Genomic DNA, 18,090 nt, shown 5'->3' on the forward strand with positions numbered 1-18,090 from the left:
GTGACGACGACCGACATTCTCGGGTCGGCCTCGTGGAGTGACGAGGCCGACCACGAGTGGCTGCACCAGCTCGTCGGCGACTGGCAGCTGCTCGCGGATCTGTCGTTCTCCGACCTCGTGTTGTGGGTCAGCACGGACGAGGGGTGGCGTGCCGCCGCTCACGTGCGGCCCACGACAGGTGTCAGCATCTTCGCCGAGGACCTCGTCGGCGTGGCGCCCTCTCAGGAACTCGCCGCGCGGCTGACCCGCAGTTCTGTCTCCGGGCAACGGACGTCGGCCGATGAGGACGACGACGGGGAGCCTGTCACGGTCGAGACCATCCCGGTGCGACGGACGATCACCACGGTGGCCGTCCTCAGTCGACACATGATCCGTGGCAACGTCGGACGCCGCGGGCGCTTGGAGAGCCGCTACCTCGGGCTGTCGGACGCGCTGCTGACGATGGTCGCCGACGGAACCTTCCCCGACGGAGGGGGCGCCTCCAGCGGCCGTGGCGGTGCACCCCGAGTCGGTGACGGTGTCATCGCGCTCGACGAGGGCGGTCACATCACCTACGCGAGCCCGAACGCCGTCTCGGCGCTGCGGCGCCTCGGCATCGAGACGAACGCCCTCGGCCTTCGGCTCGGCACGGCGTTCGAGGAGCGCGGCGTGACGTCGGCGGAAGCCCCTGTGGAGGGCGGCGTCGTGCTTGCCGGTCGGGCGCCGTGGCACGCCGAGTTTCGCAAGGGGTCGGCCGCGCTCATGGTGCGCGCCGTGCCACTCATCGCCGAGGGGCGCCGTTTCGGGGCGGCGCTGCTGCTGCGCGACATCACCGAGCTGCGCCGCCGCGATCGCGAGCTCATCACGAAGGACGCGACGATCCGTGAGATTCACCATCGGGTGAAGAACAACCTTCAGACGGTAGCGGCCGTCCTGCGGCTGCAGGCGCGGCGCCTGCCGGACATCGAGGCACAGCGGGCGCTCGCGGATGCCGGCCGTCGCGTCGCGGTCATTGCGGCGGTCCACGAGACGTTGAGCGCGGGATTCGGCGGAGCGGTCGACTTCGACGAGGTGGCCGAGCGAGGACTCACGACCGGTGTCGACGTGGCACGGCTGCCGGACGCTCCCGTCGAGGCGCGGCTCGTCGGTTCCTTCGGGGTGCTCTCGAGCGAGGACGCTACCTCGTTGGCCATGGTGCTCGGCGAGCTCGTACAGAACGCGGTGGAGCACGGCCTCGCGGAGCGCGGCGGACGGGTGACGGTGGAGGCGCGTCGTGACGGCGACGGCCTCGAGGTCAGCGTGGTGGACGACGGGTCCGGCCTCGTCGCCGGGGAAGGCGTGGCCGGGGGAGCGTCGGGTCTCGGTACTCAGATCGTGCGCACCTTCGTCCAGGACCTGCACGGAACGATCGAATGGGCTGCCGAACCGGGAGGCGGCACGAGGACACGGTTCAGCGCACGGCTGCGTCCGCTCGATGCGTCATCGGGGGGAGGGGACGCGAAAACGGGCGGCCATCGTGATGATGGGCCGCCCGCTGAGACGCGATGAGAACGATCAGCTGGCGCGGCGCGCGCGAGCGTTGCGACGTTTGAGAGCGCGTCGCTCGTCCTCCGAAAGGCCGCCCCAGACACCGGCGTCCTGACCGGACTCCAGTGCCCACTTCAGGCACGTGTCGATGACTTCACAACGACGGCAGACGGCCTTGGCGTCTTCGATCTGCTGCAGGGCCGGGCCGGTGTTGCCGATCGGGAAGAAAAGCTCCGGGTCCTCGTCCAGGCACGCAGCGCGATTGCGCCAATCCATGTGGCATTGCTCCTTGAGTCTCCGCTGAAACCGGCGGGGTCGGTGCGAACGATGTCGGGGTGCCGACGGTCCGATGCGCTGTGCGATGCATCGAAACGATGATCGTTCGGGGCGCGGGTGGGCGTTCCCTTATAGGTTCACACCTGGCCCGGCGTACGCACAAGGGGTTTCGACGAACTTTTTTGTTCGATTGTGTGAGTTTCTGATCACATGTCGGCTCGCGGAGGGTGCCACGTACAGTTTACGGCGTGACGCGAAAACCCCGTAATGCCTCAGAACTGCCCGACGAGACGCCATCCCGCACACCTGCGCGATCGAGTGACGCAGCCTGGCTCGTCAGTGCCGCCGGCACCGGCCTTGCCGCGCTCGCGATGCTCGTCATGGCGGCGATGTCGGCGTACGGCGTGATCAACGGGGAGGCCAGTACCACGACCCGCGCCCTCACGGAGGCCGCTGTTCTGGTCGTCCTGGCGGCGGGCGTGGCGTTGCTCGCGATCAACCTGCTGCGTCACAAGAGCCTGGCGAAGACCCCGACGTTGCTGTGGAACGGCATGCTCGTGCCGGTCTCGTTCAGCCTCATCAGCGGGGGAGCCAAGCTGTTCGGCGTGGCGACGCTCGTTGTTGCTGTCGTCTCGTTCGTTGCGGCGCTCACGCTCCCGCGCTTCGACCCGGACGAGGACGACGAGGCGGACGCCGTTCTCTGACGCCCGGTCGGCCGTGCAGCGTGTCAGGCAGAGGCGCTGCTCGGTGATGACGACGAACTGATCGCGGAGGGGCTCGCGCTCGACGACTTGGTCGGCGTCTTGGCCGGCCCGCCGGCCTTCACCTTGTTGGCGAGCAGTTGAACGATCTTGGGCACAACCGTGTCGCGGTAAGCCTTGCGGGCGCTCGCGTGGTCGTCTCCGAGTGAGGAGAACCCGATGCCGGAGAACGAGATCTGGCCCGCGGCATCACCGTTGGTGAGCAGGACGTGTGTGGTCGTGCCATCGCTGAAGGAGTCGGCCACACCGTTCTTGCCAGGGCCGGCGAAGGTGTAGATACCGGGGTTCTTGGCGGCACGAGCCTGGTGAGCCTTCTTGTCCGCGTCCCAACCCTTCGTGACGTCGGCCTTCGTGCCGAAGCGATCGAACTCGATGACGATGCGGCTGCGGTTGTCGCTCTCCTCTCCCTTGACGGTGAGAGTGAGCGTGCCGTCCGAGAAGTCGGCCGACCGAAGACCCGGCACGATCGAGCGCAGTTCCTCGGTAGCCAGAAGGGTCGACTCCTTGGGGAGCGCGGACTTGTCGATCTTGCCCTTGCCGTCAAGGCGCAACGTGATGGCGCTCCCCTTGGGGGACTTCGGGGAGGACGAGGTACTGCTCGACGACGACGAGCTGCTCGAGGTCGAGCCGGAGGACGTGCTCGAGGTACTGCTCGGCGTCGACGTGCCGGGCGTGCTCGTCTCGGCGGCGATGGCCGGCGCGGCGATGAGGGCGCCCGTGAGCGCGACGGCGGCGGTGATCTTGCGCGTACTCGTCATGGTGACAGGGTGTCACATTCACCCGGCTCGCCCGGGGACACGAAGTGCAGGACGTGCGCGTGCGGCAGAACGAGTCCGCGTCCGGGCGGCATGGCTGCGGGCACCTGTGCCGGACGGAGACCCGCGAGGGAGTACTCCGTTTGGTCGTTCTGACGCAGGACGATCTTCACCTCGAGGAGCGCCGCGAGCTTGGACGCGAGAACCAATCGCGCTCCCGTGATGACGAACACCCTGCGGAACTGGTGCGCGCGCTGCACGTGCCGCAACATCTCGTCCGCCGCGAGCCCGTGGTTGATGCGCATGAGGCTGTCGTTGAGGGCTTCCCAGCCGTCGACGACGATCGCGACGCGCTCTGCGACCGGGCTCGGCTCGTTGAGGGCGGTGAGCAGGCGCACGACGTCGTCCGGATCGTCAGCGGCGAAGTGGTCGTCGACGGGGAAGCTCGGGACGTCGCCGACCCACCAGGTGCGTTCGCCCGTCGACCGTCTGGCGCTCGCAATCGTCATGGCAGCGTGTGTGCGCCCGCTGCGAGGAGCCCCAGCGATGCCGATGTGTTCGGTGCCGGCTCCTGAGAGGACCGGTTGCGATTGATCGTGCGGGAGGTCGACGACGGCGATCGGCACGCTGTTTCGCGGGCGCTCGCCTGCTTGGGGGCGCGCGAGCAGGAGGTCGGGCCAGCGCACTTCGCCCATGGCGAGGTGGGCAACCGGCCTGGTGTTTTCGCACAGGGGCGGGAGCACCGGGCGGCGCGGAGCAGGTAGGTGCGTGGCGGCAGCCTTGGCTTCGGCGACGAACGTTTCCAGGTCGTTCGTCGTGGAATGGCCCGCCGGCCGGCATCCGGGGCACTCGGGCTCGGCAGCAAGGGGGCCCGGTGCGCGGAGATCGACCTCGTGAACGTGGAGTGGGGGTTCGTCGGTGTGGAGCATGCGTGGCGCGCCGGTGAAGGCCGTCTGCAGCTCGACAGGGGTCGACCCGCCATGGGCGAGGAACGCTCGCCCGGGATGCCGAGGCGAAATCGCTGCGGCGGCGGGGGAGTCGATGACGTCGATGCTGTCGGAGCGTTCGCGGACACGCAGTGCGACCCGTACGTCCAGGTTGGCACGCATGTCTGCGGTGACGGCGCCACCGGGGCGCTGGGTGGCGAGGACGAGGTGCATGCCCAGGGACCGACCGACAGCCGCCAGCCGCACAAGGCCTGCAACGAATTCGGGCAGTTCCTCTGCGAGGACGCGGAACTCGTCGACGATGACGAAGAGACGCGGCAGCGCCGTGGCACTGTTCGGTGGGGTGGCTCGATATGCCGTGTAGGAGTTGTACCCGGCGGCAGCCAACGTGTGCTCGCGTCGTTTGATCTCCGCCTGGAGCGCGGACAGAGCCCGTTCCGCGAGGGCGTTGTCGAGGTCCGTCACGAGACCGACGACCTGGGGAGCGTCGACGAGCGGGCCGAAGGTGGCTCCGCCCTTGTAGTCGATGAGCAGTGCGGTGACGTCGCCAGGTCCGTTGAGTGTGAACAGGCCACGAAGGTAGGCGAGGAGGAACTCGGACTTGCCTGCTCCCGTGGTGCCGGCTACGAGGGCGTGTGGCCCCGAACGGACGAGGTCGAGGTGGACGGGGCCGGTTGCCCCGAACCCGACCGGGACGGCGGTGGACGGTCCGGCCGCCCATGCCCGGGCGACGTCTGCAGGCAGGAGACTGTCGGCGGGCACCGTCGTCGGAATGGACGAACTCGTGCCTCGGCGTGAGGTGGTCGCCCACCGCCGCGCGAGCCTGGTCGTCGTGACGAACCACGAACTGATCGGCTCGTCGAAGGTGAATCGGTGACCGGTCGGCAGCAAGGAGGCGTTGTGGCCGTGGCGGACCGTGACGACGAGATCGGTCGGCCCGCTTGAGCCGCGCCTCTCGCGTTGCATTCCGGGCGCCGACGGTCCGACCCAGACGAGAACCCCCGAGGCCACGGGGAGCCAGCGTCTCAACGCCTCGCGTGCGCCCTCGCTGCGCGCGTCGAGGACGAAAACCGGAAGCTCGTCGCCGGTGTGACCGGGTCGGGCGGCCCGCTCTGCCAGGTCCTGTTCCGTGTCCTCGGGTAGGGCTGCTCCCACCTCGAGGCGAGCTGTGTCGCGGCACCACGTCCACCGCGCACCCTCAGCCATGTCCGTGACGACGTGGAGGCCGCAGGCGCCGGGTACGCCTTCGACGAGAAGCCGGGCGACGACGTGTTCCATGCAGGCACCCACCGAGGCGGCGTCACAGTCGAGATGGAGCAGGTCGCCAGAAGTGAGGGCCACCGCAACGGGCGCGTCGTCAAGGGTGAGGTGACGTGTGACGCCGTCATGAGTCACGGAATGGATCGACGGAGACGTTCCGTGTCCGAGACGCAGAACCAGGGGCCAGCTGCGTTCACCCGACGCGATGCCCGGCCGACGCCCCGCCGCGACGTCGGTGAGAACGTCCGGTGGCGGGAGCCGTGCGGTGCGCTCGAGGCGCTCGCGGTTCAGGAGGTCGTCGATTCGTCGCCCGGTATCCGCCTTGGATCGCGCGTACTCACGAGCGGCCGCTCGCCCTCCGAGCCGACCTCGCCGGCGGTCGTCGAGATACGTGAGGCCGATGGTCAGGGGCCCGATGAGCATGAACGCCAGCATGAGGGTGGAGTGCAGAACGACGGCCATGACGAGGGCCACCGGCACAGAAGCGAGTGCTGCCACCCACCGGAGCGGGCTGCGGGGCGGGGCCGTGGGACGTGAGGGCCACTCCAGCCGGGTGGGCGCCAGTTCGAGGCGGTTCGCCACCGGAGCGGGGATGCGCAGTGTGCCGTCCCCTCGGGCTTCCACCGCTACGGGCTCGAGCGTGGTGTCGAGCCGGATGCGCGTTCCCCCGAGGCGTAGATGTTGACCGATCCGCCACACGCAGGGCTCACCCGGATCCAATGCCCGGGCATCGAGTGAGGTTCCGTTGGAGCTGCCTTCGTCGCACACCTCGACCGAGCCGCGCCGCACGATGACGCGAGCGTGTGTTCGGGACACGAGCGGGTCGTCGGTGAGAAGCGGGTGGGCGCGGCCCAAGATGTGCTCACCCGGAGGAAGCGGGCACGAGCGTCCCTGACCCGGCCCGGCGGACACCACCAGTCGAAGCGGAGTGGGAACCGAGTTCGTGATGGTCGTGCGCTGCGGCTCGAGGGACGCGCCGTCGACGAGCGGAGGCTCGCCGAGGCGGAATCCGTCGTCGATGTCGATGTCGTCCACTCGAAGTCTCTTGCCGACGAGAGCCGGTCCGAGGTGTTCGCGCAGCGTCGTGAACTGTGTGCCCGCGGGGGCCTCGATGTCGAAGACGCGGGTGTGGGCTTGGTCGGGGTTCGCGAGCGCCAGACGCAGTTTCACCTTCATGGTGACCAGCGTGTGCCGAACCCGCGAGCCGGCAACAGAGCCAATTTCTTCCTGTGGATAACTCCGAGAAAGCGAATGGTAAGAATTTGGTAAGAATTTCGGCTAAACCCCCGCTCGGTTCCGCCGGAGCCTTTGATGGCCGCCAGGAACGAATCGACTCGACGAGCGAGTCGGCGGGAGGTGACCATCCATGGCTGTCGGTCTCATCGAGGACGAGGTCCGTGAGCAATTGCGCTCGCGTGCCGTCGATCCGAGCACCGAACCGGAGAAGGTCCGCTCGATCATTGCGGAGATCGTGTCAGCCACCGAGCTCGCTCGCGCACGAGCCGGGCTCCCGGCGCTTCCGAGTGCGAAGGACGAGGCCAAGGCCGTGTTCGACGCGGTGGCGGGTTTCGGGCCTTTGCAGCCCTATCTCGACGACCCGTCCATCGAGGAGATCTGGCTCAACGAACCGGCCCGCGTGTTCGTGGCACGCTCGGGAATCCCCGAGCTGACGAACACGATTCTCACGCCCGAACAGGTGCGCACGCTGGTCGAACGAATGCTGCGCTCGTCCGGTCGTCGCTTGGACCTCAGCGCTCCGTTCGTCGACGCAGCTCTTCCGGACGGATCACGCCTGCACGTCGTCATCCCCGATGTCACCCGCGAGTTCTGGGCGGTGAACATTCGCAAGTTCGTCGCCACGAGTCATTCGCTCGACGATCTCGTGCGTCGCGGCTCGTTACCGTCGGGGCTCGCGAAGATCCTGAGCGCATGTGTCCGCGCGGGTCTCAACGTGCTCGTTTCGGGGCAGACCCAGGCCGGCAAGACCACCATGCTCAACTGCCTGGCGAGTGCCATTCCGCCGACCGAGCGGGTCATCACCTGCGAGGAGGTCTTCGAGGTCCAACTCGCGGCGCGTGACTGGGTGGCGATGCAGTGTCGCCAACCCAACCTCGAGGGCAACGGCGAGGTCACGCTGCGCATGCTCGTCAAGGAAGCACTGCGCATGCGCCCCTCGCGTGTCGTCGTGGGGGAGGTGAGGCAGGCCGAGTCGCTCGATCTGTTGTTGGCGCTCAACAGCGGTCTGCCGGGCCTCGCCACTCTGCACGCCAACTCTGCCCGTGAAGCCCTGACGAAGCTGTGCACACTTCCGCTGTTGGCGGGCCCCAATATTTCTTCGTCGTTCGTTGTCCCGACGGTCGCCAACGCGGTGGACCTCGTCGTCCACCTCGGCCTCGATCGGCACGGGCGCCGCTCCACCCGCGAGGTGCTGCGCGTGACCGGCCGCGTCGAAGGAGACACCGTGGAGACGATCAGCCTTTACGAAGAGGGGCAGGACACCTACCCACGGCTGCTCGCGGCCTTTGACGGCGAACCCCGCTTCGCACGCGCGGGTATTGACCTGGCTGCACTGGCGCGGGAGCTGTCGTCATGACGGCGTTATTGTGCGCCGCGGCGGTCGGCACGGGTCTACTCCTCATGTGGAGTGCCTGGAGCGCGCCTCAGCCCGTGGCCCCGGTGGCGTCTCTACGCCGCTCACGTCAGTACGAGCGCGTGCGTGAGCAATTGACGCTCGCGGGATTTCGAGAGCAGGGGGTCGGAGCCGTCGTCGCGGCCTCAATGCTCAGTGCCCTCGTCGTAGGTGGCGTCGTTCTCGTCGCCACCGCAGTTCCGGCTCTGACGTTGCTCGGTGGTGCCGTAGGTCTCTACGCGCCGTGGATGTTCGTGCGTCACCGCGCCGTCGTCCATCTTCGGGCTCGGCGTGAAGCGTGGCCCGACGCTGTCGATCACGTCGCCTCCGCGGTACGCGCTGGCCTCTCCATTCCGGAAGCTCTGCGGCAACTCGCCCACCACGGTCCCGAGGTGTTGCGGGAGGACTTTGCCGCCTTCGCCCGGCACGATGCCGCGCACGGCCGCTTCGACGTGTCGCTCGACGTACTCAAGAGCTCCCTCGCGGATCCGGCCGCCGACCGGCTCATCGAGTCCTTGCGACTCGCCCGCAACGTCGGAGGATCCGACGTCGGACGTCTGCTTCGCACACTCAGCTCGTTCCTGCGCGAGGACGCCGCGACACGCACTGAGTTGGCTGCCAAACAGAGCTGGACGGTGAGTGCCGCTCGCCTGGCGCTCGCGGCGCCTTGGCTCGCTCTCGTCGTGGTCGGTTTCCGCAGTGGCGGACTCGACGCCTACCGCTCCAGCACGGGAGTGGCCGTTCTCGTGGTGGGCGGCATCGTCTCGTGGATTGCCTACCTCGCCATGCGCGCCATCGGTCGGCTGCCGACAGAGGAACGAGTCATGCGATGAGCACCTACGCAGCGTGGTGGCCGGCACTGTGCATCGGTGCCGGGCTACTGCTCATCGGTACATGGCTCGTGCGCCCGCGAACGTCACTTCTCGAGCAGCGCCTCACCGGCATTCTCACCGGTGACCGAGGTCCAGGATCACGCCGTAACGCACGAGCTCTGCTCGACTCCGTCGCTTCGGGGCTCGGGAGGGTCCTCGGAGGCGCTGACCACGTGCGCTCCCGACTCGAGCGAGCCGGGCTCGCCCCGGACGTTCAGATGTTCCGCACGAGCCAAGCGGTATGGGGCATGACCGGCTTCGCCGCCGCATGCTTCGTGTTGCTGGTGGGTGGGTCGTCTTCGCAGTCCGGGCCGGTGGGCGCTACGGCTCTCATTCTGCTTGCGACGGGGCTCGGTGTCGTGCTTCGCGACCAGGTGTTGACGCAGCAGGCGACCCGTCGCGAGGCGCGCATGCTCACCGAGTTCCCGTCCGTGGCCGACATGCTGGCGCTCGCGGTAGCGGCAGGGCAGGGGCCCCTGGGCGCCCTCGAGCACGTGACCCGCCTGTGCAGCGGCCCGCTGTCGGACGAACTGCGTCGCGCTCTCGACGAGACGCGGGCAGGAACGCCACTGGCGCGGTCGCTCACGGGGGTCGCTCGGCGAACCAACGTCATGGCGGTCAACCGCTTCATCGAGGGCGTCATCGTCGCTCTCGAGAGGGGGACCCCGCTTGCCGACGTTCTTCGGGCCCAGGCTCAGGACGCCCGTGAAGCCGCCCGCGGGGAACTCATCGAATCAGCTGGGCGCAAGGAGGTCCTCATGATGGCGCCCGTCGTCTTCCTAGTGCTGCCGATCACCATCCTCTTCGCCGTCTATCCGGGCATCGCCGCCCTGGACCTCAACCTCTGACCCCACCCTGTCGGAACTCCTCACCGACACCCCACCGGAAGGAACACACCATGTCTCATCTCGTCTCAGTCCAGCGCCGAGTCCGCCGAGCCGCCGGCAACGTCATGACACGGCTGACAGGCCAACCGGATCGCGGCGACGTGCCCGGTTGGGTGCTGGTCACCCTCATGACCGCGGGCCTCGTCACACTCCTGTGGCAGACGGCGGGGCCCCTGCTCAAGAACATGTTCACCGCCGCGATGAACAAGGTCTCCGGAGGATGAGTCGACGCCCGGAGCGTCGCGTTGCCGCGCTCTCCGGGGACGAAGGCTCGGCCGTGGCTGAGTACACGATGACGATGGCGCTCATCGTGGGCGTGTTCCTCGTCGTCTGCCAGTTCGCCTACGCCACCCACGTCCGTTCGACCCTCACCATGGCAGCCGCGGAGAGTGCCCGGTACGGCGCTCGCGTCGATGCCGGTCCCGGCGTGGCGCAGGAGCGCGCCAGCGACCTCGTGTCCGACTCCCTCAGTCCGCGTTACGCAGGATCGATCTCAGCGCATCGCAGCAGTGCGGAGGGGCTCGACGTCATTCAGGTGGACATCGACGCGCCCGTTCCCGTGCTCGGGCCGTTCGGTGTCGGGCTCACGCTGCACACCAGCGGGCGCGCGATCGTCGAGGAGCGTTCCTCGTGAGTGCCGAAAGGGCCGTCGGTCACGACGTCGTCGACCGCCACAGTGAAGAAGGTTCCGCTCTCATCGAAACCATCGTGGTCATCGCAGTCTTGCTCCTGCCGCTCGTGTGGGTCGCCACCGCGCTCCTGCGTGTGGAAGCAGCCTCGTACGCGGCACGGCAGGCCGCTCGCGAAGCGGCGCGCACCTACGTCACGTCATCCTCCAGCGCGGCAGGCGCTGCCCGCGCGAACACAGCAGCTCGAATCGCGTACGCCGACCAAGACGTGCCGGTTGGATCGACGGCCGTGACATGCACCGCCAGCCCGTGCCTGACGCCGGGCGCCTCGGTGCGGGCTTCCTCGCGAGCGACGGTGACGTTGCCGTTCGTGCCGAAATGGCTCGCCGGGGCCGCGAACCTTCAGGTCACGGTGTCGTCGTCCCACGAACAGAAGGTCGAACAGTACGGAGGCCAGCGGTGACCCGTTTCCGCGCGCCATGGATATGCTTGCGAGCGTCGCTGAGTCGCCGCACCAAGGCTGCTGTGGCCGACGAGACCGGAGGCATCGGCTTGCTCGGTCTCGGCCTCAGCGTGTGCGTGTGCATGCTGCTCGTCGGGGGAGTGAGCGTCGCATCCGCACAGATGGCTCGCCTCGACGTGCTCGATGCAGCCGACCACGCAAGCGCAGCGGCCGCAGACCGCATCTCCCTGGCCGGCGCCTACACCGAGGGAGTCGACAACACCACGCTCGACGCTGGCTCGGCGTCGGCGGAGGCAGCACGCATCGTCGCGTCCACGCCCTTGCCCAAGCACGTCACGTCGTGGCGCGTCAGCGGCGTCGAGGTCGTCGGCGAGCAGGTCACTGTTCGAGTACGCGCCGTCGTGCGTCCGCCGGTCGTCGGATCGGCCATGGCGGCTCTCGGTGAACCCATGACCGTGGACGTCGTCTCACGTGCTGACGCCCATCTGGAGCGGTGAACAATCGGTTGGTTGGGGAGTCGGGCGTCATAACGGATACCCTGGAAAGCGTGGCTGTCGACTTTCCTACCGAAATCAAGAACCTGCGCTCGACGATGGCGTCCGTGCGCGAGGTGCTCGACCTCGAGAAGCTGAAGAAGCAGATCGCCGACCTCGAGGAGCAGTCTGCCGCCCCCGACCTGTGGGACGACGTCGAATCGGCCCAGAAGATCACCTCCGCCCTGTCTCGCGCGAACGCCGAGAAGGACCGCGTCGAGAACATGGACGCCGCGATCGACGACCTCGAGACCCTCGTCGAGATGGGTACCGAGGAGAACGACGCTGACACGATGGCCGAAGCCGAGCGCGAGCTCACGAAGCTGACGAAGGCCGTCGGCGAACTCGAGGTTCGCACCCTGCTCAACGGCGAGTTCGACGAGCGCGAGGCCGTCGTCACCATCCGCGCCGGCGCCGGTGGCGTCGACGCCGCCGACTTCGCCGAGATGCTCATGCGCATGTACCTGCGCTGGGCCGAGCGTCACGGCTACCCGACGAAGGTCATGGACACCTCCTACGCCGAAGAGGCCGGTCTCAAGTCGGCCACGTTCGAAGTCAACGTGCCCTACGCCTTCGGGAATCTCTCGGTCGAGGCCGGCACTCACCGCCTCGTGCGCATCTCGCCGTTCGACAACCAGGGCCGCCGCCAGACGTCGTTCGCGGCCGTCGAGGTCGTGCCGCTCATCGAGACCACCGACACGATCGAGATCCCCGAGAACGAGCTCAAGGTCGACGTCTTCCGTTCCTCGGGCCCCGGTGGTCAGAGCGTCAACACGACCGACTCGGCCGTGCGCATGACGCACATTCCCACCGGCACGGTCGTCTCGATGCAGAACGAGAAGAGCCAGATCCAGAACCGTGCCGCCGCGCTGCGCGTCATGCAGTCGCGCCTGCTGCTCATCAAGAAGCAGGAGGAGGCCGCGCAGAAGAAGGAACTCGCCGGCGACGTCAAGGCCAGCTGGGGTGACCAGATGCGCTCGTACGTCCTGCACCCGTACCAGATGGTCAAGGACCTGCGCACCGAGCACGAGGTCGGCAACACGAGCGCCGTCTTCGACGGCGACATCGACGGCTTCGTCGAAGCAGGCATCCGCTGGAAGCGTGCTGCGGACCGCGACGACGACTGACCTCACCGACGGGAGCGAGAGCACTCCACACCACGATGATCCGATTCGACGACGTCTCCCTGACGTACGACAAGAACCACGCCCCGGCGCTGGAGCACGTCAGCTTCAACATCGCGCGCGGTGAGTTCGTCTTCCTCGTCGGCGCCTCCGGTTCCGGCAAGAGTTCGCTCATGCGCCTCATGACGCACGAGGTCGCGCCCACCGACGGCGAGATCCACGTCGCCGGGCGCGAACTGCGCAACATGCCGCGACGCAAGGTCCCGAGCCTGCGACGCGACATCGGTGTCGTCTTCCAGGATTTCCGTCTCCTCGAGAACAAGACGGTCGAGGAGAACGTGGCCTTCGTCCTCGAGATCCTCGGACGTCGACGCGGCGCCATCCGCCGGGCCGTGCCCGAGTCGCTCGAACTCGTCGGGCTGGCGAAGAAGGCCAAGCGCTTCCCGCACGAGCTCTCCGGCGGTGAGCAGCAGCGCGTGGCGATCGCCCGCGCCGTCGTCAAGCAGCCCGCCATCCTGCTCGCCGACGAGCCCACCGGAAACCTCGACCCCGCGAACTCGGACGACGTCGTCGGGGTGCTCGATCGCATCAACCGCACGTCGACCACGCTCGTCATGGCCACGCACGACAACAGCCTCGTCGACCGCCTGCAGCGTCGCGTGCTCGAGATGAAGGACGGCCGCCTCGTGCGCGACTCCACCGGTGGTTACCGAGCCGAAGTCCTCGAACCGGACCTGGGTGAACTCGGTACGCGCAGCGCCTACCGCGCGGCGCACGGATCCCATCGTCTGGAGGAGACGCCGTGAGACTTCGTTTCCTCACCTCCGAGGTGTGGCAGGGCGTTCGACGCAACACCTCGATGATCGCGTCCGTCGTGCTCGTCTCGATGGTCTCGCTGTTCTTCGTCGGTTCCGGCCTGCTCGCCCAGCGTCAGGTGGACCAGGCCAAGGGCGACTGGTACGAGAAGGTCCACGCCTTCGTCTTCCTGTGTACCGACTCGGACACGAACGTCGCGTCGTGTGCCGGGGGAGAGGCGAGTACAGCCCAGACCGAGGCGGTCAAGAGCAACCTCGACAACCTGCGCCCACTCGTGACGAAGGTCGACTACAAGACGAGCGAACAAGCCGTCGCGATGTTCCGCGAGCAGTACAAGGACTCGCCGTACGTCAGCAGCGTCGACGCGAAGTCGATGCCGGCGTTCTACGAGGTTCGCCTGTCGGATCCGCAGCGCTTCGACGAGATCGCGAGTGGATTCCAGGGCATGCCCGGCGTCGCGCACGTGAGCAACCTGCATCAGGTGCTCGCGCCGTTCTTCTCCTTCCTCAACATGCTCGGTGTGGGTTCGGCCATCATCGCCGGTCTCATGGTGGTCTGTTCCATCCTGCTCATGGTCACGACCATCCGGCAGGTCGCGTTCACCCGCCGCCGCCAGGTCGGCATCATGCGACTCGTCGGTGCCTCGAGCGCCACCATCTATCTGCCGTTCGTCGCGGAGGTCCTCATCGCCTCCCTCGCCGGTGCGGTGCTCGCGTCCGGCCTGTTGTGGGCGATGGTGCACTTCGGCGTGAGTGGGCTCGCGAGTTCGGGCGGCGGCTTCGTCAATCTCATCGGTGACAGCGACGTCCTCGTCGTCGTCCCCTGGCTCTTCCTGGGAGCCTTCGTCCTCGCTGTCTCGACGTCGTGGGTGACGCTGCGTCGTTATCTCAAGGTCTGACGAACGTGGGTGCACTCTCCTCGCGACGCTCTCGCGCGGCTGCCTCGATGGCCGTCGTCGCGGCCCTGACGCTGGGCGCCGGCTCGGCGGCATTCGGCGACGATGTCGACGACAAGATCAAGGCGAGCAAGTCTGAGATCGACGACCTGTCGAAGGAACTGACGGCCGCGGATGCGAAGCTCAAGAAGACCGACGCCGCGGTCGCCGCCGCTCACAAGAAGGTCACGACGGCACGGTCCAAACTGACGAGCGCGCAGCAGAAGCAGACCGACGCCAAATCCGATTACGACCTTGCGAAGGCCGACGAGGACGCGTCACTCAAGGCGCTCGCCCGCAACCGCACCGATCAGGCGGCCGCTCGGACGCAGGTCGGTGGTCTCGCGCGCAACGCCTTCGAGTCCGGTGGCTTGGGTGACCTCACCTTCACCGTCCAGGTGCTCACCTCGAAGACCGACGTCACGGGCTCCATGGCGCTCGCCGACATCGTCATGCGACGCCAGCAGGGCGTCATCACGAACCTCAAGAGTTCCGCGGCCGCCGGGCAGAGCGAAGCCGCGCGTCTTGCCGAGGTCCGCCGCAAGGCGAGCCTGGCGAAGACGAAGCAGGACGCCGCCGTGGCTGCCGCGTCCGCGGCCAAGAAGCAGGCCGACACCGCCGAATCTGACCTCAAGACGGTCCAGGCGACGCAACAGAGCGACCGAGCGTCACTGGCCAAGGAGAAGAAGAAGGAAGAGGCGAAGCTCGCGGCCCTCGAGGCGGAGAGCAACCGACTCAAGAACATCACCTCGACGAGCGACAACCTCGACCCGAGCGTCACGAAGCTGACGAACGAAGGCGGCTTCCTCGCCGCACCCGGACCGGCGTCCTCGATCGTGTCGCCGTACGGCTATCGGTTCCACCCGGTGCTGCGGATCCAGAAGCTGCACGAGGGCGACGACTACCCCTTCGCCTGTGGCACCCCCGTGTACGCGTCGGGTGACGGCACCGTCATCGAAGCGAACTACAACGGGATCTCGGGCAACCACGTCTACATCAGCCACGGAACCGTCAACGGCGTACAGCTCACCACGGCGTACATGCACTTCACGAGCCTTCGCGTCAGTGCCGGGCAGAAGGTCAAGAAGGGCCAGCAGATCGGTGTCTCCGGCATGACCGGGCGCGTCACCGGATGCCACCTCCACTTCGAGACCCGAGAAAATGGTGTCGCAGTCAGCCCGCGCAAGTGGGTAGGGTGACACGCTGACGGGCGCAGTACGGGACGAACACGAGACGAGGAGGTGAGCCGCATGCCCAAGGAGAAGGGCACGAAGGTCATCGCGAACAACAAGAAGGCGCGCCACGACTTCCACATCGAGGACACGGTCGAGGCCGGCCTCTCCCTCATGGGCACCGAGGTGAAGAGCCTGCGCATGGGTCGGGCCTCGCTCGTCGACGGCTACGTCCTCGAACGTGACGGTGAGATGTGGCTCGAGAACGTCCACATCCCCGAGTACATGCAGGGCACGTGGACCAACCACTCGGCGCGTCGGCGGCGCAAGCTGCTCCTGCACAAGGCCGAGATCATCAAGTTGGCCGACAAGGCGCAGTCGAAGGGCTACACGATCGTGCCCTTGTCGCTGTACTTCAAGGACGGGCGCGCCAAGGTCGAGATCGCACTGGCCAAGGGCAAGCAGCTGCACGACAAGCGTCAGACGCTGCGTGAGCGTCAGGACAACCTCGAGGCCCAGCGCGAGATGCAGATCCGCCTCAAGCGCGGCGGGTGACCCGTTCGCCCCTTCGCTCATGCCCCTTCCTCGCTCATGGCAAGGTAGGGGCATGAGCCGTTTCTCGGGGATGTTGACGACGTTGGCCGCCGCCTCGACGCTCGCCGGGGTGAGCGTCCTGCCGGGGGCGCAGGCGGCAGTAGCCGCCGGCAACGAGAACATGCGCATCAGCGCGTACGACATCGACTACGACCTCAAGCGTGACGGCGCCGTCGACGTCACGGAGAACATCACGGTCCGCTTCGACGACAACTCCCACCACGGGCTCGACCGGTTCATCATCACGGCGCAGGGCTACAACGACGAGAAGCACCGTGTGTACCCGCTGACGAACGTCAAGGTCACCTCCAGCACGGGTGCGCCCTCAGACGTCGAGAAGTCGGCCGACGGGGGGGCGACGCGACTGCGCATCGGCGACGCCGACCGCACTGTCAGCGGGGTGCAGAAGTACACGATCACCTACCGCCTCGGCGGCGTCGTCAACAAGCAGCCGAACGGCTCCACCGAGTTCTACATCAACGCCATCGGCCAGCAATGGGGCATTCCGATCGACAAGGCGAACGTCACCCTCAAGGGCCCCGCCGCCGTCAACGACGCGAAGTGCTTCTACGGCGCGAAGGGCTCCAAGCAGACGTGCCAGGCCACGAGCGGCGAGCAGGCCACCTTCTCGGCGCGCTCCGTGGGCAACGGCGAGGGCATGTCCATCGTGTCCGCCATGCCGACGAGCGCCTTCACGAACACCGCGCCGATTCTCGAGGACGGCTCTGCGGTGGAGGCCTACGGTTCGGGTGGTCCGTTCTCCCAGAGCACGCGCAAGAACCTCAACCTCGTCGGCGGCGCAGGCACCGTGGGCGTGGCGGGCCTTGCCGGCGCCTGGATGCTCGCGCGGCGGCGCAAGACCGGCGATCGGCGCTTCGGTGGGGTGACGCCCGGTGAACTGCCCGCCGACGGACAGCGCTACGACGTCGTGCGTGGCCCGGAGCCGGAGGTCGCCGTCCGTTTCGACCCGCCGCGGGACACGACGCCCGGGCTCATGGGCACCATCATCGACCGCAGCGCGGACAACCGTGACGTCGCCGGCACGATCGTGGATCTGTCCGTGCGTGGCTACCTCACGATGACCGATCTCGGCGACAAGGACTGGCTTCTCACCGCCCAGAACCCGCCCGGCGGTGATTCGCTCCTGCCGTACGAGGCCACGTTGCTCAACGCCGTCTTCGCCGGCGGCACGGAGGTGAAGCTCTCGGATCTGCGCAACGAGTTCTCGGGCCACCTCGCCGAGGCCAAGGAGGGGATGTACCGCGAGACGCTCGAACGCGGGTGGTTCGACGAGTCGCCGGCCACCTCCCGCGCGAAGGCGATGGGACTCGTCGTCGGTTTCTTCGCACTAGCACTCGTCTCGTTCTTCGTGGCCAGTGCGCTCAACCTCAACGGTTTCCTCTTTGGTGCGGGCTTCGCCGCTGCGGGCGTTTTCGCGCTGTTCCTCTCGCGCAGTGCGGGTGCGCGAACTCCCGTGGGTTCTGCCGTCTACGACCAGTCACGCGGGTTCGAGCTGTACCTCAAGACCGCCGAGGCGAAGCAGTTCAAGTTCGAGGAAGCCGAGCAGATCTTCAGCCGCTACATGCCGTACGCCGTCGTGCTCGGGCTCGCGGAGCGCTGGGCCAAGGTCTTCGGTGAAGTGGCCGAGGCCGCTGCAGCTCAGGGCTATCCGTTGGCGATGCCGTACTGGTACATCCCGTACGGCGGCTACGGAGGTTTCAGCGGCTTCGACGATCTCGGTTCGGGCCTCGACTCCTTCGGCGAGGCCGCCTCGGCGGCTCTCAGTTCGACGCCCGGCTCCAGCGGGGGCAGCGGCTTCTCCGGCGGCGGAGGCTTCTCCGGTGGTGGCGTGAGCGGCGGCGGTGGCGGCGGCTGGTGACGTAGCCGACCGACCCGCCCCAGGCATGACGAAGGGGTGACCATCGAATCCGA

General features: G+C 67.6%; 18 protein-coding genes. 15 read left to right on the plus strand and 3 right to left on the minus strand.

The features are described 5' to 3' along the window. Entirely contained in the window at positions 1 to 1,527 is a 1,527-nt protein-coding gene (locus tag AA983_RS09015; protein WP_047311919.1) for a sensor histidine kinase, read from the plus strand. A gap of 6 nt (positions 1,528 to 1,533) precedes the next feature. Here the strand turns inward: AA983_RS09015 and AA983_RS09020 are convergent, their stop codons facing one another. Then, entirely contained in the window at positions 1,534 to 1,782 is a 249-nt protein-coding gene (locus AA983_RS09020; RefSeq protein ID WP_006943843.1) for a WhiB family transcriptional regulator, read from the minus strand. 248 nt (positions 1,783 to 2,030) lie between these two features. Here AA983_RS09020 and AA983_RS09025 point away from each other — a divergent pair, with 248 nt between their 5' ends. Beyond that, positions 2,031 to 2,486 carry a hypothetical protein gene (locus tag AA983_RS09025; protein ID WP_047311920.1) on the plus strand — a complete coding sequence of 152 codons (456 nt, stop codon included), beginning with the start codon at positions 2,031 to 2,033 and terminating at the stop codon, positions 2,484 to 2,486. 23 nt (positions 2,487 to 2,509) lie between these two features. Here the strand turns inward: AA983_RS09025 and AA983_RS09030 are convergent, their stop codons facing one another. Together AA983_RS09030 and AA983_RS09035 are read right to left on the minus strand one after the other, a co-directional pair. Next, positions 2,510 to 3,301, minus strand: a complete 792-nt coding sequence (locus AA983_RS09030) for a hypothetical protein (RefSeq protein WP_047311921.1) — start codon at positions 3,299 to 3,301, stop codon at positions 2,510 to 2,512. Next, positions 3,298 to 6,681, minus strand: coding sequence for an FtsK/SpoIIIE domain-containing protein (locus tag AA983_RS09035; RefSeq protein ID WP_082128822.1), 3,384 nt, complete (start codon positions 6,679 to 6,681; stop codon positions 3,298 to 3,300). Before AA983_RS09035 ends, AA983_RS09030 begins: the two co-directional genes overlap by 4 nt. Before the next feature lie 190 nt (positions 6,682 to 6,871). Between AA983_RS09035 and AA983_RS09040 the strand changes: the two genes are divergently transcribed. Genes AA983_RS09040 through AA983_RS09100 form a run of 13 tightly spaced genes read left to right on the plus strand, consistent with a single transcriptional unit; the run spans position 6,872 to position 18,037 of the window. Continuing rightward, positions 6,872 to 8,098 (plus strand): CpaF family protein, encoded by a 1,227-nt coding sequence (locus AA983_RS09040; protein WP_047311923.1) that lies wholly within the window; start codon positions 6,872 to 6,874, stop codon positions 8,096 to 8,098. Beyond that, positions 8,095 to 8,967 carry a type II secretion system F family protein gene (locus AA983_RS09045; RefSeq protein ID WP_047311924.1) on the plus strand — a complete coding sequence of 291 codons (873 nt, stop codon included), beginning with the start codon at positions 8,095 to 8,097 and terminating at the stop codon, positions 8,965 to 8,967. The genes AA983_RS09040 and AA983_RS09045 overlap by 4 nt, the downstream gene beginning before the upstream one ends. After that, a complete protein-coding gene (locus AA983_RS09050) occupies positions 8,964 to 9,854 on the plus strand; it encodes a type II secretion system F family protein (RefSeq protein WP_047311925.1) in 891 nt (296 codons plus the stop codon). The genes AA983_RS09045 and AA983_RS09050 overlap by 4 nt, the downstream gene beginning before the upstream one ends. A gap of 50 nt (positions 9,855 to 9,904) precedes the next feature. Then, positions 9,905 to 10,117, plus strand: a complete 213-nt coding sequence (locus tag AA983_RS09055; protein ID WP_047311926.1) for a hypothetical protein — start codon at positions 9,905 to 9,907, stop codon at positions 10,115 to 10,117. A gap of 53 nt (positions 10,118 to 10,170) precedes the next feature. Continuing rightward, positions 10,171 to 10,527: a TadE family protein gene (locus AA983_RS09060; RefSeq protein WP_197078993.1), complete on the plus strand. Its 357-nt coding sequence runs from the start codon at positions 10,171 to 10,173 to the stop codon at positions 10,525 to 10,527. Further along, positions 10,524 to 10,985, plus strand: coding sequence for a hypothetical protein (locus AA983_RS09065; protein ID WP_047311928.1), 462 nt, complete (start codon positions 10,524 to 10,526; stop codon positions 10,983 to 10,985). The genes AA983_RS09060 and AA983_RS09065 overlap by 4 nt, the downstream gene beginning before the upstream one ends. 26 nt (positions 10,986 to 11,011) lie before the next feature. Further along, entirely contained in the window at positions 11,012 to 11,482 is a 471-nt protein-coding gene (locus AA983_RS09070; RefSeq protein ID WP_197078994.1) for a hypothetical protein, read from the plus strand. Positions 11,483 to 11,532: 50 nt separating this feature from the next. After that, positions 11,533 to 12,645 (plus strand): peptide chain release factor 2, encoded by a 1,113-nt coding sequence (gene prfB / locus AA983_RS09075; protein WP_047311930.1) that lies wholly within the window; start codon positions 11,533 to 11,535, stop codon positions 12,643 to 12,645. A 35-nt stretch (positions 12,646 to 12,680) separates the two neighbouring features. Next, entirely contained in the window at positions 12,681 to 13,448 is a 768-nt protein-coding gene (gene ftsE / locus AA983_RS09080) for a cell division ATP-binding protein FtsE (RefSeq protein ID WP_047311931.1), read from the plus strand. Beyond that, the gene (ftsX, locus tag AA983_RS09085) at positions 13,445 to 14,356 is read left to right on the plus strand and encodes a permease-like cell division protein FtsX (RefSeq protein WP_047311932.1); all 912 of its coding nucleotides are present in this window, start codon (positions 13,445 to 13,447) and stop codon (positions 14,354 to 14,356) included. The genes ftsE and ftsX overlap by 4 nt, the downstream gene beginning before the upstream one ends. Positions 14,357 to 14,361: 5 nt before the next feature. Further along, complete coding sequence (locus AA983_RS09090) at positions 14,362 to 15,591, plus strand: M23 family metallopeptidase (protein WP_047311933.1); 1,230 nt, start codon at positions 14,362 to 14,364, stop codon at positions 15,589 to 15,591. A gap of 51 nt (positions 15,592 to 15,642) precedes the next feature. After that, complete coding sequence (smpB, locus tag AA983_RS09095; protein WP_047311934.1) at positions 15,643 to 16,119, plus strand: SsrA-binding protein SmpB; 477 nt, start codon at positions 15,643 to 15,645, stop codon at positions 16,117 to 16,119. A 52-nt stretch (positions 16,120 to 16,171) separates the two neighbouring features. Continuing rightward, positions 16,172 to 18,037 carry a DUF2207 domain-containing protein gene (locus AA983_RS09100; RefSeq protein WP_197078995.1) on the plus strand — a complete coding sequence of 622 codons (1,866 nt, stop codon included), beginning with the start codon at positions 16,172 to 16,174 and terminating at the stop codon, positions 18,035 to 18,037. Positions 18,038 to 18,090 lie beyond the last annotated feature (53 nt).

This window comes from Dermacoccus sp. PE3, from assembly GCF_001021715.1.
In the GTDB taxonomy this organism is placed as follows: domain Bacteria; phylum Actinomycetota; class Actinomycetes; order Actinomycetales; family Dermatophilaceae; genus Dermacoccus; species Dermacoccus abyssi.